This is a genomic window from Pseudomonas sp. REP124 (assembly GCF_020164475.1).
GTDB lineage: Bacteria > Pseudomonadota > Gammaproteobacteria > Pseudomonadales > Pseudomonadaceae > Aquipseudomonas.
Genome location: NZ_JAIQWX010000021.1, coordinates 1 through 15,839 on the forward strand (window position 1 = coordinate 1; position 15,839 = coordinate 15,839).

Annotated in this window: 15 protein-coding genes; 9 read left to right on the top strand and 6 right to left on the bottom strand. The window is 61.4% G+C overall.

Features of this window, described 5'->3' with window-relative positions:
* Positions 1 to 143 precede the first annotated feature (143 nt).
* Entirely contained in the window at positions 144 to 2,990 is a 2,847-nt protein-coding gene (locus K9857_RS07605) for a valine--tRNA ligase (RefSeq protein WP_224534371.1), read from the top strand.
* 263 nt (positions 2,991 to 3,253) lie between these two features.
* Positions 3,254 to 4,270, top strand: coding sequence for a 23S rRNA (adenine(1618)-N(6))-methyltransferase RlmF (gene rlmF, locus K9857_RS07610; RefSeq protein ID WP_224534373.1), 1,017 nt, complete (start codon positions 3,254 to 3,256; stop codon positions 4,268 to 4,270).
* 197 nt (positions 4,271 to 4,467) lie between these two features.
* Here rlmF and K9857_RS07615 read toward each other — a convergent pair whose 3' ends face one another.
* Positions 4,468 to 4,749, bottom strand: coding sequence for an HU family DNA-binding protein (locus K9857_RS07615; protein WP_003221909.1), 282 nt, complete (start codon positions 4,747 to 4,749; stop codon positions 4,468 to 4,470).
* A gap of 418 nt (positions 4,750 to 5,167) precedes the next feature.
* Between K9857_RS07615 and yejK the strand changes: the two genes are divergently transcribed.
* Positions 5,168 to 6,172 (top strand): nucleoid-associated protein YejK, encoded by a 1,005-nt coding sequence (yejK, locus tag K9857_RS07620; protein WP_175377889.1) that lies wholly within the window; start codon positions 5,168 to 5,170, stop codon positions 6,170 to 6,172.
* Complete coding sequence (locus K9857_RS07625; RefSeq protein ID WP_224534374.1) at positions 6,172 to 6,522, top strand: glutaredoxin family protein; 351 nt, start codon at positions 6,172 to 6,174, stop codon at positions 6,520 to 6,522. The genes yejK and K9857_RS07625 overlap by 1 nt, the downstream gene beginning before the upstream one ends.
* Positions 6,523 to 6,647: 125 nt before the next feature.
* Here the strand turns inward: K9857_RS07625 and K9857_RS07630 are convergent, their stop codons facing one another.
* The 5 genes from K9857_RS07630 to K9857_RS07650 all read right to left on the bottom strand — a co-directional run bounded on the left by K9857_RS07630 (position 6,648) and on the right by K9857_RS07650 (position 10,065).
* Positions 6,648 to 7,583, bottom strand: a complete 936-nt coding sequence (locus K9857_RS07630) for a glutathione S-transferase family protein (protein WP_224534376.1) — start codon at positions 7,581 to 7,583, stop codon at positions 6,648 to 6,650.
* 87 nt (positions 7,584 to 7,670) lie between these two features.
* Positions 7,671 to 7,988, bottom strand: coding sequence for a GIY-YIG nuclease family protein (locus K9857_RS07635; protein ID WP_224534377.1), 318 nt, complete (start codon positions 7,986 to 7,988; stop codon positions 7,671 to 7,673).
* Between the two features lie 39 nt (positions 7,989 to 8,027).
* Entirely contained in the window at positions 8,028 to 8,498 is a 471-nt protein-coding gene (locus K9857_RS07640; RefSeq protein WP_224534379.1) for a nuclear transport factor 2 family protein, read from the bottom strand.
* A 131-nt stretch (positions 8,499 to 8,629) separates the two neighbouring features.
* Complete coding sequence (locus tag K9857_RS07645) at positions 8,630 to 9,247, bottom strand: DUF1120 domain-containing protein (RefSeq protein WP_224534381.1); 618 nt, start codon at positions 9,245 to 9,247, stop codon at positions 8,630 to 8,632.
* A 185-nt stretch (positions 9,248 to 9,432) separates the two neighbouring features.
* On the bottom strand, positions 9,433 to 10,065 hold the full coding sequence (locus K9857_RS07650) for a response regulator (protein ID WP_224534383.1): 633 nt from the start codon (positions 10,063 to 10,065) through the stop codon (positions 9,433 to 9,435).
* 475 nt (positions 10,066 to 10,540) lie between these two features.
* On the opposite strand from K9857_RS07650, the gene K9857_RS07655 reads away from it, so the two are divergent.
* From K9857_RS07655 to K9857_RS07675, 5 genes are all read left to right on the top strand, one after another.
* Entirely contained in the window at positions 10,541 to 11,161 is a 621-nt protein-coding gene (locus tag K9857_RS07655; RefSeq protein ID WP_224534384.1) for a DUF1120 domain-containing protein, read from the top strand.
* A 76-nt stretch (positions 11,162 to 11,237) separates the two neighbouring features.
* A complete protein-coding gene (locus K9857_RS07660; RefSeq protein ID WP_263487802.1) occupies positions 11,238 to 11,861 on the top strand; it encodes a DUF1120 domain-containing protein in 624 nt (207 codons plus the stop codon).
* Positions 11,858 to 12,487, top strand: a complete 630-nt coding sequence (locus K9857_RS07665) for a DUF1120 domain-containing protein (protein WP_224534396.1) — start codon at positions 11,858 to 11,860, stop codon at positions 12,485 to 12,487. Before K9857_RS07660 ends, K9857_RS07665 begins: the two co-directional genes overlap by 4 nt.
* 44 nt (positions 12,488 to 12,531) lie before the next feature.
* On the top strand, positions 12,532 to 13,242 hold the full coding sequence (locus K9857_RS07670; RefSeq protein WP_224534399.1) for a fimbria/pilus chaperone family protein: 711 nt from the start codon (positions 12,532 to 12,534) through the stop codon (positions 13,240 to 13,242).
* Positions 13,243 to 13,373: 131 nt separating this feature from the next.
* Positions 13,374 to 15,839: a fimbria/pilus outer membrane usher protein gene (locus K9857_RS07675; protein ID WP_224534401.1), complete on the top strand. Its 2,466-nt coding sequence runs from the start codon at positions 13,374 to 13,376 to the stop codon at positions 15,837 to 15,839.

A 15,839-nucleotide genomic window follows, 5' to 3' on the forward strand; every position in this document is an offset into this window, starting at 1 on the left:
CACGCTGAACCTGTAGGAGCGAGGCTTGCCCGCGAAGGCGTCCTCTCAGACAACATATCCCCCCTCGCTCTACGCCTGACGGTATATCCCCGCTATACTCATCGGCTTTTCCGAAATATTTGCCTATTAGGGTCCCGCCGCGCATGGATAAGACCTACCAGCCGCACGCCATTGAAACTTCCTGGTACAACACCTGGGAGTCCGAGAACTATTTCGCCCCGCAAGGCGCGGGCGAGTCCTACACCATCATGATCCCGCCGCCGAACGTCACCGGCAGCCTGCACATGGGTCATGGCTTCAACAACGCGATCATGGACGCCCTGATCCGTTTCCGCCGCATGCAGGGTCGCAACACCCTGTGGCAGCCGGGCACCGACCACGCCGGTATCGCCACGCAGATGCTGGTGGAGCGTCAACTCGAAGCCCAGGGCCAGAATCGCCACGATCTGGGCCGCGACAAATTCCTCGAGAAAGTCTGGGAGTGGAAGGATCAGTCCGGCGGCAACATCAGCCGTCAGATCCGCCGCCTCGGTTCGTCCGTGGACTGGAGCCGCGAGCGCTTCACCATGGACGACGGCCTTTCCGAAGCCGTTAAGGAAGCCTTCGTACGCCTGCACGAAGACGGCCTGATCTACCGCGGCAAGCGCCTGGTCAACTGGGACACCAAGCTGCACACGGCGATTTCCGACCTCGAAGTGGAAAACCACGACGAGAAAGGTTTCCTGTGGAACCTCAAATACCCGCTGGCCGACGGCGCCAAGACCGCTGAAGGCAACGACTTCCTGATCGTCGCGACCACCCGTCCGGAAACCATGCTCGGCGACTCCGCCGTCGCGGTGAACCCGAACGACGAACGCTACAAAGCCCTGATCGGCAAATTCGTCGAGCTGCCGCTTGTCGGCCGCCGCATCCCGATCATCGCCGACGATTACTGCGACCCTGAATTCGGCACCGGCTGCGTGAAAATCACCCCGGCCCACGATTTCAACGACTACGAAGTCGGTAAGCGCCACAACCTGCCGCTGCTGAATATCTTCGACAAGAACGCCAACGTTCTGCCGGCTGCTCAGGCATTCAACCTGGACGGCACGCTGAACGAGAGCATCGACGGCAAGATCCCGGCCGAATACGCCGGTCTCGAACGTTTCGAAGCGCGCAAGCAGATCGTTGCCGCCTTCGACGCCGCGGGCCTGTTGGTCAGCGTCGACGATCACAACCTGAAAGTGCCGAAGGGCGACCGTTCCGGCACCGTCATCGAGCCTTGGCTGACCGACCAGTGGTACGTGTCCACCAAGCCTTTGGCCGAGCCTGCGATTGCTGCCGTTGAAGACGGCCGCATCCAGTTCGTGCCCAAGCAATACGAAAACATGTACTTCTCGTGGATGCGTGACATCCAGGACTGGTGCATCAGCCGTCAGCTGTGGTGGGGCCACCGGATTCCGGCCTGGTACGACGAGTCGGGCAAGGTCTACGTCGGTCGCGACGAAGCCGAAGTGCGCGCCAAGCACAACCTCGGTGCCGACATCGCGCTGCAGCAGGACAACGATGTTCTCGACACCTGGTTCAGTTCCGGTCTGTGGACTTTCTCCACCCTGGGCTGGCCGGAAAAGACCGAGTTCCTGAAGAAATTCCACTCCACCGACGTACTGGTCACCGGCTTCGACATCATTTTCTTCTGGGTCGCCCGGATGATCATGCTGACCATGCACCTGATCAAGAACGAGGACGGCACCCCGCAGGTTCCGTTCAAGACCGTCTACGTGCACGGTCTGGTGCGTGATGGCCAGGGCCAGAAGATGTCCAAGTCCAAGGGCAACGTCCTGGACCCGCTGGACATCATCGACGGCATCGAGCTGGAAACCCTGGTGCAGAAGCGCACCTCGGGCCTGATGCAGCCGAAACTGGCGAAGAAGATCGAGAAAGCCACCCGCGACGAATTCGCCGAAGGTATCGCCAGCTACGGCACCGACGCCCTGCGCTTCACCTTCTGCTCGCTGGCGTCCACCGGTCGCGACATCAAGTTCGACATGGGCCGCGTCGAAGGCTATCGCAACTTCTGCAACAAGATCTGGAACGCCGCGCGCTACGTGCTGGACAAGGGCGAAGACTGCGGCCAGAACGGCGAAGCCTACGAGCTGTCGCTGGCCGACCGCTGGATCATTTCGCAGCTGCAACGCACCGAAGCCGAAGTGACCCGCCAACTGGATCAGTTCCGTTTCGACCTGGCCGCACAAGCCCTGTACGAGTTCATCTGGAACCAGTATTGCGACTGGTACCTGGAGCTTTCCAAGCCTGTGCTGTGGGACGAGAACGCACCGGTCGAGCGCCAGCGCGGCACCCGTCGCACCCTGGTTCGCGTGCTGGAAGTGGCCCTGCGCCTGGCGCATCCGTTCATGCCGTTCATCACCGAAGAAATCTGGCAGCGCATCGCGCCGCTGGCCGGTATCGAAGGCAAGACGATCATGCTGCAACCTTGGCCGGTGGCCAACGAAGAGCGCATCGATCAGGCAGCCGAAGACGACATCGAATGGCTCAAGGGCCTGATGCTCGGCACCCGTAATATCCGTGGCGAAATGAACATCGGCCCGGGCAAACCGCTGCCGCTGTTCCTGAAGAACGTCAGTGCAGAAGATCAGCGTCGCCTCACCGAAAACGAAGCGCTGCTGAAGAAACTGGCACGCCTGGAATCGATCACCGTGCTGACCGCAGGTCAGGAAGCACCACTGTCCGCGACCGCGCTGGTTGGCGAGATGGAAGTGCTGGTGCCGATGGCCGGCCTGATCGACAAGGGCGCCGAGCTTGCGCGTCTGGACAAGGAAATCCAGCGTCTGCAAGGCGAAGTGCAGCGTGTGGGCGGCAAGCTGTCCAACGCCGGTTTCGTCGACAAGGCCCCGGCTGAAGTCATCGAGAAAGAACGCGCCAAACTGGCCGAAGCCGAACAGGCTCTGGGCAAGTTGGCCGAGCAGCATGCGCGGATTGCCAGCCTGTAACGGCAGATCGCAATGAAAAAGGGAGGCCCGCAAAGGCCTCCCTTTTTTGTGGCTGCCATTTTTCTCATTACCGACACAGAACCCTGTGGGAGCGGGCTTGCTCGCGAAGGCGGAGTGTCAGATATCAATGATGTGACTGACACACCGCATTAGCGAGCAAGCCCGCTCCCACAGGGGATTTGTGTTGTCTTTGCAATTGGGTTCACACCCACAGGATGTGGGACAATGCCCGCCACTTTCAGCCATGCCCGAATCAACCGCCCATGACCACCCCTCGTACACCCAAACCCGCGCGCAAGAAGCCTGACACCAAGGCCCCGGCCAAGGCCGTGGAGCCTCGGGAGAAGGCCAGCCTGCATCCGCGCAACCGTCACCAGGGTCGCTACGACTTCCCGGCGCTGATCAAGAGCACGCCGGAGCTGGGCAAGTTCGTGATCATCAATCCGTACGGCAAGGAAAGCATCGACTTCGCCAGCCCCGAAGCGGTGCGGGTGTTCAATCGGGCGCTGCTCAAGGCGTTCTACGGCATCGCCCACTGGGACATTCCCGCCGACTACCTGTGTCCGCCGGTGCCGGGGCGTGCCGATTATGTGCACTTTCTTGCCGACCTGCTGGCCGAAGGCAATGAAGGCGTGATCCCCCGTGGCGCCGCGGTGAAGGTGCTGGACGTCGGCACCGGAGCCAACTGCGTGTACCCGCTGATCGGCCATAGCGATTACCGCTGGCACTTCCTCGGCTCGGACATCGATGCCACCGCCATTGCCGCGGCCAAGACCATCATTGCCGCCAACCGCCTGAACAAGGCGATCCAGATTCGCCAGCAGGCCAACCGCAAGCAGATCCTGCTGGGCCTGTTGGAGAGTGATGAGCGCTTCGACCTGACGATGTGCAACCCGCCCTTCCATTCCTCTCTTGAGGAAGCCACCCGTGGCAGCAGCCGTAAATGGCGGGCGCTGGGCAAGGCCGATCCGAAGCGCAAGCTGCCGGTGCTGAATTTCGGCGGTCAGGCGGCGGAGCTGTGGTGCGAGGGGGGCGAGGTGCGCTTCGTCACGCAACTGATCGGCGAGAGCGCGCAGGTGGGTCAGCAGGTGTTGTGGTTCAGCACCCTGGTGTCCAAGGCCTCGAACCTGCCGGCGATGCAGACTGCGTTGAAGAAGGCCGGTGCGCTGGAGAGCCGTGTGGTTGAGATGTCGCAGGGGCAGAAGCAGAGCCGGTTCGTGGCGTGGACGTTTCAGACGCCGGAGCAGCAGCAGGCGTGGCGCCAGCGCTGGAAATCCTGAACACTGTCCACTGTAGGAGCGAGCATGCTCGCGATGAACGTCCAGACAACGCTGGCAACCTGATGCCCCGCGTCATCGTTGACGACCATCGCGAGCATGCTCGCTCCTACAGTTGGTGCGCTGAAATTCAATAAATCGCAGACACAAAAAAACCGTGCCCGGATAGCTCCGTCGCACGGTTTTTTTATCGCTGCGTCTTACTTGTTCACAGCGTCGGTCAGGCCTTTGGCCACAACCAGCTTGATCACTTTCTTGGCAGGGATTTCGATGGCTGCGCCAGTCGAAGGGTTACGGCCGGTACGGGCAGGACGCTCAGTCACTTTCAGTTTGCCGATGCCTGGCAGGGTGATTTCGCCGCCGTTTTCCAGCTGATCGGCAACGATTTGGCCCAGTTGGTCCAGAGCGTTACGCGCGGTGGTTTTTGGCGCGTCGATGGCTTCAGCGATGTCGGCGATCAGTTGGTCTTTAGTAAGAGCCATTTAGTGTTCCTTCCCTATCAAATTTCATATGGATTGCAGAGTGCAGTGTCAGCCATCGAGCCCGATCTTCTGGATCTGGCACCCTCGGCGATAACCGCGACGAGTCGGGTTATAGATACCGAAATCAGGGTTTGGTTCGACCTGACATTTGCTGACTGCACGCTTAACGCAGTGACTACGCGTAAGACCGGGCAAAACTAGCACAGAGACGGGGAAATATCCGCCTCCGGCTGCCCTTTTGGTCAGCTTTATTGCTCTAAATCGGGAAAAAACAGCATATGCACCGTCGGTCGCCGTGCAATTGCCCTTCGAGCCGCGCCAAAAGCAGCGGTTGCGGTACACTGGGCGCTTTTTCGGGGAGCGGCGCTGCTCTCTGCAACCGCCGCTCAACAAGCCGCTCCAACCAGCCGAGAAGCCCATGCCGATCCGTCATTGCATCGTCCACCTGATCGACAAAAAACCCGATGGCACGCCTGCGGTTCTCCATGCCCGCGACTCGGAACTGGCCGAGTCCGCCGCCATCGAGAACATGCTGGCCGACCTCAATGAAAGCTATAACGCCAAACAGGGCAAAGCCTGGGGTCTGTTTCATCCGGAGTCTGGCGCCTTTCCGTTCAGCGGCTGGCTGAAGGAATACCTCGACGGCGGCCAGGACTTCACCGCGTTCAGTCGCGTGGCGGTTGAGCATCTGCAAAAACTGATGGAAGAATCCAACCTTTCGGTCGGCGGCCACGTGCTGTTCGCCCACTATCAGCAAGGCATGACCGACTACCTGGCCATCGCCCTCTTGCACCACAGCGAAGGCGTGGCGGTGACCGACGAGCTGGACGTGACCCCGTCCCGCCACCTGGACCTGGGCCAGTTGCACCTGGCGGCGCGGATCAACGTTTCCGAGTGGCAGAACAACAAGCAATCCAAGCAGTACATTTCGTTCATCAAGGGCAAGAACGGCAAGAAGGTCTCGGAGTACTTCCGCGACTTCATCGGCTGCCAGGAAGGCGTCGACGGCCCGGGCGAAACCCGCACCCTGCTCAAGGCGTTCAGTGACTTCGTCGAAAGCGAAGACCTGCCGGAAGATTCCGCTCGCGAGAAAACCAAGACATTGGTGGACTACGCCAGCAGCCAGGCCAAGCTCGGCGAGCCGATGGGCCTGGAAGAGCTGTCGGAGCTGATCGACGAAGAGCGCCCGAAAGCCTTCTACGATCACATCCGCAACAAGGACTACGGCCTGTCGCCGGAGATCCCGGCCGACAAGCGCACCCTGAACCAGTTCCGCCGCTTCACCGGCCGCGCCGAAGGCCTGTCCATCAGCTTCGAAGCGCACCTGCTGGGCTCGAAGATCGAGTACGACGAAGAAGCCGGCACCCTGATCATCAAAGGCCTGCCGACCTCGCTGACCGACCAGCTCAAGCGTCGTAACTGATGCTGGGCAGTGTGCTGAAGAAGGTTGCACTGGTCCTGCTGGTGGTTGTGGTCTATCAGAACTGGGGCAAGATCGAGCGGGTGTTCAACCCTTCGCAGATGGTGTCGGAGCAGACTCGCGCCAATGCCCGGGTCGTGCTGTACGCCACCGAATGGTGTGGCTACTGCAAACAGACCCGGCGCTTTCTCGATCAGAAAGGCATTCCGTACAGGGAATTCGATATCGAGAAAGACGCCGAGGCGCGCAAGGCCTACGAAGCGCTGGGCGGTGGCGGGATTCCGTTCGTAGACGTGAACGGCACGCTGATTCGCAAGTATGACCCGGAGGCGATCCTCGCCGCCCTGAAATAAACCCACCCCCCTGTAGGAGCGAGCATGCTCGCGATGGTCGTCAACGATAACGCTGGGTACCTGATACCCCGCGGTGTTCCGTCTACCATCGCGAGCATGCTCGCTCCTACAGGGAGCAGGTAGCGTCAGTGCCCTTCGAGGCGGAAGCCGAATCGCGGCACATGCACATGCACCACCCCGCCCCGCTCATCCTCACGCCGCACGATCAACTCCTCACTTCCTGCAAACACCAACTCCCCCGCCACCGGATCGCAGCCGTAGTCCGTCGCCGCAACGATCACCTGCTGCCCCACCTCAAACCCGTTCGGCTCCTCGAACTGCTCATCCGGCAACGCCGCCGGCGTAGCGTTACGCGCAACCTCCAATGCCTCCTCCGACGTCATCTCACTCGACGCCCCATGCCCAAACCCCAACACCCGCGCCAGCCACGCGGCAACCGCCGGGTAGTTATCCACAAGCGGCGCCGTCACAGGCGTGGCCTTGAGGAACCACATTGGATGGGCCAAGGCGAAGTCGGCGATCGACGGCTCACCGAACAGGTAATCGCCCTCCTCGCGCTGCAGCTGTTGCTCGAGCCGCGCCATGATCGTCGGCCATTGATGCTTCGCCTGCTCGGCACTCAACCGCGTGGAGCTGCCGCCGCTGAACAAACCGGCGCGATCTGCGAGGAACGCTTTGATCGCCTCCTGCGGCAGCTTGCCGAAACGCACGGCGATCGACTCCGGTTGAAACACCAGACTCACCGCATGCTGAAACATCACCGAATCGGCCCACGCGGCGAAAGCGGCGACGACCATTTCCTGGCCTTCAGGGAAAAACGCCGGCAGGGCCTTTTCCTGCTCCAGACGGCGGGCGATCAACGCGGTGTCGCAATAAATATCCGCGCCGATCTGCAGCACCGGCGTCTTGCGATAACCACCAGTCAATGCAGTGAGGTCAGGTTTCGGCATCACCGGCGAGATGTTTACCGAGCGCCAGGACAGGCCCTTGAAGCCCAGCAGCAAGCGCGCCTTTTCGGCGAATGGGGAGGTCGGGTAATGATGCAGGATCAACTCGGACATGCTCGGCTCCGCCGCACAAATATGAACTTGCAGCTTAGCGCGCAATGAACCGGCGGCCTACGGATCTGCCTGATAGGAACTTATCAGTCAGAGTGATGCTTGCGCGGCGAAGCTCGCCACCAGACATTCCTTGGCGCTTTTTCTGAGCTTCTTGATCAGCCGTTCCTGACGCAGCGCTTCGCTTTTGTCGCGGCAGACTTCGGTGTAGACCAGCGCCATGGCCGGGCTGGAAAGAAAGAACCGCGCGCCCTTGCCACTCTGGTGCTTGGCAAAGCGGCGCGCCGGGTCGTCACTGATGCCGCAGTACAGCGAGCCGTTTTCCGCGCGCACCAGGTACACATACCAGGGCTTGCTGACCGGCAACGGTTCAACGGTAATGACGGGGGATGGGCTTGAGGTGCTCACGTAACGATCAAGGCTTGGAGGAAACAAGCCGCGATCTTATCAGCGACCGGCCTGAAATGCCTTCAGCCCCTTCAACGCCTGGCCGCGAACGGCGTTTCTCACCACCGGTGTCCAGCCCAGCAGCAAACCCTTGAAGCCCAGCGCCTGGCGCGACCAGGTCCACAAATCGAAGCTGTCGTGGTGCTCGCAGATCTTGCCGTCGCGAAACACGAAGCGCGCCTGAATGTCGTTGACCACGGTGTTGCCGGTCTGGCTGAACAGATAGGTCGCGACCCAATGCGCGCCACCGCCGCGCTCGTCGCTACGCACGTTATCGAAGGTGAGGGAGAAGTCCTTGGCGCGGGTGGTGAGCATCCGCCACATGTCGCCGGCATCGCGCCCGCGCAATTCGCCGAACGCCGGATCGCTGAACACCACGTCATCGGTGTAGCAAGCCGCCATGGCCTCGGCATCCAGCCGCTGGAAAGCCTGGTAGAAGCGGGTGATCAGGGCGTTGTGGGCATCACTCATGGGCAGGCTCCGTGAAATCTTCATTAGGCCAGCACGATAGTCTGCGGGTGGGAGAATGACTATGGCCATTCACTATTTAAATAGTGGCACCGTCGCTTTCCGTGCCACTCGCCAAGCCATGCCCGGCGGGATTACAGGTAGACGATGTCCAGGGTGGCGCTGCCGTCCAGTGCGGTCTCGGCGGTGAGGACCCTCGGCTTGTTGATGGTTGTTGTCACCACGACATCAGTCGTGAATTTCTGCATGGCAATTGGCGCGTAGTCATGACCCGGTGCGTTGATTGTCCTCATCCAGCCGGGCTGCCAGATATGACCGGGGGATATCACGAACCAGCTGCGACCATCGAACGACTCCACGATGGGATGCACCACACCGTCAGCCAGCGCATTGGCCATCGACAATTGATAGATCCCGAGCTTGTGATTATTTTCACCCAGGCCCAAGCCAAAGGAAGAACGGCTGTTATCCGATTGGGTTCCCTCGCGGTTGTCGGTGACTTTGACTGCGAAAAAAGTCGATGCATCGCAATTGACGCTCAATTGAACGGCCACCGGTTGCAGCGGTTTGCTGGTGACATCCTTGATTGAAATTTTCCCGTAATCAACCACACCACCATTGGACAACTGCGGCACACAGGCCGATGGCGTGATTTTTCCAGTCACCGACAAGTCTGTACTGGACGCAGCATTAACGTTCGTGGAACCGAGAATAAGCAGGGCAGTAGCGATACAACTTGAACGCTTGTTCATTGATTTATATTCCATGAGTTACTTGGCTAATTGCGGTCGCTACAGGGGTATTCAAATATTAAATTCGAACCCTGTTTCCGACCGCCCCCTATGGGCGCCGCAATTTAAGCTCGCGGAAAAGCATGAAGAAATACAACTAATACGAAACTCGCCCTGTTTCAGATTTATCGAACAAACAGCGAAACCTAGTGCAGCATCCCGCTCTCACGGGCGTAGGCGAACAGGTCCACATCCGTGGAAATACCCAGGCGCTGCATGGCCATGATTTTCTGTTTGCTGATGGTCGAGACGCTGCGTTTGAAGTGTTCGGCAATCTGGCTGACGGTCATGCCGCTGGCGAGCATCCTCACCACTTCGTGCTCCTTGGCCGACAGCGAGGGGGTGCCCGACTGGGCTTCGGCGTCGGCCTGGGCCAGCACCGTCTGCAACGAATCGCTGATGAAGCGCCGGCCCTCGCGGACGCACTTGATCGCCATTGGCAGCTCCTTGGCCGAGCCGTCCTTGGCGATGATCGCCATCACGCCCTCGGCAAACGCGGCCTTGAGCGTGGTGACGTTGGCCAGCACCGTGACCAGGATGATCGACATCGCCGGGTGATGCCTTCGCACCATGCTGAGCATTTTCAAGCCATCGGCCTGGACGTTGCCCGGCATGCAGAAGTCGGTGATCAGAAGATCACAGGGGGTGGTCGACAGCAGGTTCAGCAGGCTGTCCGGCCCGTCGGCTTCCCCTACGATTACACAGGTGCCGCTCAGGTCGGTGAGCATTCGCAGACCGATTCGAACGACAGGATGGTCGTCAGCAATGATTACGCGCATTGTCGGATTAATCCTGTTGGGTGACTGAATGGTCGAAAAATAGCGCCATCTTCGTGCCATCACAACGGCAAAAATCCTGCAAAAAAACACTGCGCCCAATGTATTCGGGGGTGAAGTTCTTTGTCCTATAAAACAATAAGAAGCGCCCTACACCCCAAGTGTTAAATGGACCACATAAAGGGACTACAGATATTACTTTCAAGCAATACAAACTGTAGTTGCTTACACAGTTTCCTACATCACACCACCCGTTTTCGTATTAGTTGCATTCCTCATGGCGAATCTGATCGATAGATTTCGCCCCACCCACTCAGGGCAAGTACCAGCGCCGGACGATGCGCAGCCCGGGAAACTTTCAGACAACAAGTGGGCGCTTTTCGTATTTGTTGCATTTCGCCCCATGACCTCGATCGATAGATTGCGCCCTGCCCAAAAACGGGCACTCCCGACCATCCTTCTCAAGGAGAAGTGAACAATGGACAGACGTTCTCTTGCTCTATCAGGCGCCCTGCTGCTGGCCTTTACCCCTGCGGTATTGGCCGCCAGCAGCGCCGACCTGAGCGTCACCGGCTCAATCACGCCAAGCGCCTGCGCACCGACCCTGTCGGGCGGCGGCATCATCGATCACGGCAAGCTGACCTCGAAAAATCTGGCGCAGACCCTGCCGACCCGGCTGCCGCCAGGCGAAATGCAACTGCAGGTGGTCTGCGAAGGCCCGACGCTGTTCACCCTGACCACCCTGGACAACCGCTCCGGCACCTCGGCGGTCAACCCCAACTACCACGGCCTGGGCACCGTCAACGAAGATCAGAACCTGGGCAGCGTGGGCCTCGGCGTGTTCGAGCCACGGGCGGACAACAACCCGGTGATCACCATCATGTCCAGGGACAACGGCGCCAACTGGGCGCCTTCGTCCTATCTGGGGCACTCGGGCCTGACGGCGTTCGCCACCGCCGCCGATCCGCGCACGCCCATCCCCCTGCAGAACCTGAGTGCCCGCCTGCGCGCCAACACCATCATCGCGCCGGCCAAGGACCTGACCCTGCTGGACGAGTTGGCCATCGACGGGCACGTGACGCTGCAGATCACCTACTGACAGGCGCCGGGCCTTCAACTGATTTCAATAAAGGAGCTACACCGTGAAAACGACTTTCAACACCCTCTTCGGCGCCATGCTGCTGGCCGGCAGCGCCAGCGCTTTTGCCGCTTCCAGCGTCGATCTGACCGTGACCGGGATGATCACCCCGAGTGCCTGTGAGCCGACTCTGTCTCAAGGCGGGTTGGTGGATTACGGCAAGATTTCGGCGAAGGATTTGTATGCTGATCGGCCTACTCAGCTGCCTACGCAAGCGTTGCAACTGACGCTCACCTGCGACGCAGCGACCCTGGCAGCCATTGAAGCCAAAGACAACCGCGAAGGTTCGGCCCACGTCGGCGGCGACGCGGATTTGTTTGGCCTTGGGTTGATCAACGGCAACGAAAAACTGGGCGCCATGCACTTGAGACTGCTGTCACCGGTCGCCGATGGCGTAACCGTCAGAACCATCGACTCGGTAGATGGTGGTTCAACCTGGAACGCGAACACCTTCATGGCGACGAACAGCATTACTTCAGTAGCCGACGCCAGCACTCTTGCCCCCATCCCGTTCCAAACGTGGAGTTCCAGTCTGGAAATAATGCCGCGCATCGCCCCAACCAACTCCCTGACCCTCACCAACGAAGCCGCCATCGACGGCTCCGTCACCCTGTCCGTGCTCTCACCCAAACGTGCTGACAAGGACTTCAGACCTTTATGAAACACGCAACTTCACACCTCTTCGTCCTGCTGTGCCTGCTGAGTTTGAAACAACAGGCCATGGCCGCCACCGAGGTCGAACTGAATGTGGTGGGCCAGATCACGCCCAACGCCTGCGACGTGCTGCTGTCGGACAACGGCATCGTCGACCACGGCAAGGTGCCGGCCCGCACCCTCAATCAATACGAACTCAGCCCCTTGCCCGGCCGGCAACTGGACCTGAGCGTGAGTTGCAACGAAGCCCTGCTGTTCGTGCTGGTCGGTCGCGACAACCGCGCCGACTCGTCGCTCGGGCCGGGGTTTTATTACGGTCTGGGCTGGAACGTGAACGCACCGGATGAACGCCTGGGCGCGGTGAGCCTGGCCTTTCGCGGTGCGGTGGCAGACGGTCAGCCAGCGCTGGTGCTGGCCTCGAGCAACCTGGGCCTGACCTGGTTCCCGGAAAACAACATCTACCCGAACAACTACATGGGCTTCGCCAAGCCCGGCACGCTGGTGCCCGAACCCCATCGCCTGTTGACGGCCACGCTGAGCATCAACACCTCGATCAACGCAGCGAGTTTCCTGACCCTCAATCAGGAGGTGCCGCTGGACGGCGCCATCGTCCTCGACCTGAGATACCTCTAGCCATGTCGACTCTCTCCAATTCCCCTTTCATACAGGGCCTGAACATGAAATTTTCCAACGGCGCTCGCTGCCTGAGCCTGTACCTGGGCACCCTGGCCTTTCTGCTGTGCGGCCACGCTCTGGCCGACGGCATGGTGCCGGACACTTCAGTGGTGATCGTCAACGAAGCCGACGGCGAAGCCTCGGTGTCGGTGACCAACACCGACGCGACCCTGGCCCTGCTCCACGTCACCCTCGAAGACATCCCCGAGGACAAGGAACCGCTGCTGTTCGTCACGCCACCACTGGCCCGGGTCGAACCGTCCAAGAGCCAACTGGTGCGTTTCATCATGCAGTCCTCCACGCCGCTGACCACCCAACGCCTGAAGCGGGTGATTTTCGAAGGCATGCCCCAGGACCGTCCGCCGGCGCAGGCCGGACACGCGCGGGTCGGTGTGACGGTGCGCCAGAACCTGCCGGTGATCCTCCATCCCAAGGGCCTGGCGCCCAATCGCACACCGTGGACGGGACTGGCCTGGAGCCTGAAAAACGATCAGCTCAGCGTGCACAACCCATCGCCTTACGTGGTGCGCCTGGCCCAGGAACTGACGCTGCTGCCGGGTAACGGTCCGGCCTTGCTGCCACGTACTTACGTGTTGCCGGGGGAAACCCTGAGCGTCGCGGTCAACGGCGCCACCGGCACCCGCGTGCGCATGCAGCCGGCCACGGTGTACGGCTTTGCGGTGCCGCATTACGAGGCGCCGATCGAGTCCTGACATCCACTACCACCGCGCGACGAAGGAACGCCAAGCGCCGAGCTTCCAGGCCACGGTTTTTCAGCCGTAGCCACGGCGTGGCTGACCCGCAACCCAAGGTCAGCACGCCGGCATAACCCCAAGTGAATCCCATGAACACAGTATCGATTTACCGTGATGGCGAAGCCATGCCCGCTGTTCGGCCAACCGCCCATCCGCTGTTGCGACGCGCTCTGGTGCTGGCCCTGCTGCTGACCAACGCGCTGGTGGTGCTCGACGCCCACGGTGATGAGTTATTGCTGGCGCAATTCGACGTCAGCACCCTGCGCCAGCGCGGCATCGACCCGGCCCTGGCGACCATGATGATGAAAGCGCCGCGCTTCAACGCCGGCCGGCATTCGGTGACGCTGACCGTCAATGGCCAGCGTCACGGTCGCGTCGACGTGGCCTTCGACCGTTCCGGAGCGCTGTGCTTCGATCGCACCCTGCTCGACAAGGCCAACCTGATCGTCCCGGAACGGACTCTGGACGATGGCCGCTGCTACGACTTTCTCGGCAGCTCGCCGCAAACCGCCATCGAGCAGGACCCGGCCAACCTGGCCCTGGCGTTGATCGTGCCCACCGACGCCATCCGCCCTGTGGTACGTGATGTGTCCGGCTATCAGACCGGTGGATTCGCCGCGCTGCTCAATTACGACGTGACCGGTCAGCACAGCCGTTTCGCCGGTGATTCGAGCCGCTATTCCTCGGCCAATACCGAGCTTGGGTTCAACGCCGGCGACTGGATTGTGCGCAGCCGCCAGGTGCAAACCTGGCAGGACGACGTGTCTCGCACCACGCATATCGCTGCTTATGCCCAACGCACTTTCGCCAGCCATGAAGCGGTGCTGCAGGCCGGGCAGATCAACCTATACAACCCGGTGCTGGCCGGCGCGCAGATCACCGGCGTGCAGGTGCTCAACGAACAGGCGCTGCAAGTCGAAGGGCAAAGCGCGGTCATCGAAGGCATCGCCAACAGCCAGGCCCAGGTCGAGGTGCGGCAGAACGGTTCGCTGATCTATTCCACGGTGGTGCCCGCCGGGCCCTTTGCCCTGACCAACGTGCGTCGTCTGAACAACCGTTCCGACGTCGACGTCACGGTCAAGGAAGAAGACGGCAGCCAGCGCACTTTCACCGTGCCCGCCGCCATGCTCGGCATTGGTCTGCCGGCCGCGGGCTTCTCGCTGGCGGCAGGTACGGTGCGCAGTGTCGGCAATGACGAGAGTGGCGATCCGTGGGTGATCAGCGGCGGCTGGAGCGGCGCGTTGCATCCGCAGGTGCTGCTCAGCGCAGGTCTCACCGGTGCCGAAGACTACCGCGCGGCAGGCGCCGGCCTTGGCTTGTTGCCTTCGCCGGAAACCCAGATTCAAGCCACGCTGACCGGAGCCGACGCCAGCGGCCGCCAGTCGAGCCAGGGACTTCAGGCGGACCTTAATGTCTCGCACCGTTTCAGCGAACGCTGGGCGTTCAATGCCGGCAGTTCCTACCGGACCCTGGGCTACCGGGAACTGGAAGACGCGGTGTTCGACACCAGCAGCGACGACCGCCAATCCCGCTACCGCGACCAGCAAAGCGCCGCATTGTCCTGGTCGCATCCCTGGGCCGGCGCCTTCAGCGGCGGCTTCAGCCAGTCGAGCTCCTTCGACGGCCAGAGCACCAGCCGCGCCCTCGCCTCCTGGGGCACCACCATTGGCGGCGTGTCGGTCTCGGCCACTGCCGAATGGCAAGTCAGCGGCGCCGACCGCAACGACGACAGCGTCTACCTCAACCTCAGCATTCCCCTGGGCGAAAACCGCCGGGCGCGGACCTGGGTGCGCAGTTCCGCCGGCGATCACCGCAGCGGCGTGGGCTTGAGCGAACAGATCAACGATCAACTGGCCTATCGGGTCGGCGTCGAACACGACACCCGCGACAGGCAGGTGCAGTCCTCAGCCGGCGTATCGCTGCTGCCGCGCTACACCCAGCTGGATCTGAACTACACCCGCAGCGACTCCGAACGTTCCAGCTATCAGGCCAGCGCCCGTGGCGGCGCGGTGCTGCACGGCGGCGGCCTGCCGCTGTCGCCGTACCCGATCAGCGACACCTTCGCCCTGCTCTCGGTGGGCGAGATGGGCGCGATCAAGGTCTCGACGCCGAGCGGTCCGGTGTGGACCGACTGGCAGGGTCAGGCGGTGATTCCGCAGCTGGCGGCCTACGGCAAGAGCCCGGTGGAAGTCGACACCAAGAGCCTGCCGCGCAACGCCGACATCAACAACGGCCTGGCGGTGCTGTCCGCCGGACGCGGCGCGGTCGACAAGGTCGAGTTCGGCGTCACCCTGACCCGCCGCGCCTTGCTGCAGGTCACCACCGCCAACGGTGCACCGCTGCCTCGCGGTGCCACCGTCAGCAGCGAAGACGGCGAGTTCGTCACCCTGGTTCAGGAAGGCGGCCAGGTTTTCCTGCCCAACGTGCTCGACAGCCGCGCGCTGTTTATCCAGGCACCCGGCGTCGAGCGTTGCGAACTGCGTTTCGAGCTGCCGGAAGACGCCGACGTCGACGCCTATTACGAAACCGCCCCCGCCAAATGCCGCGCGCTATGA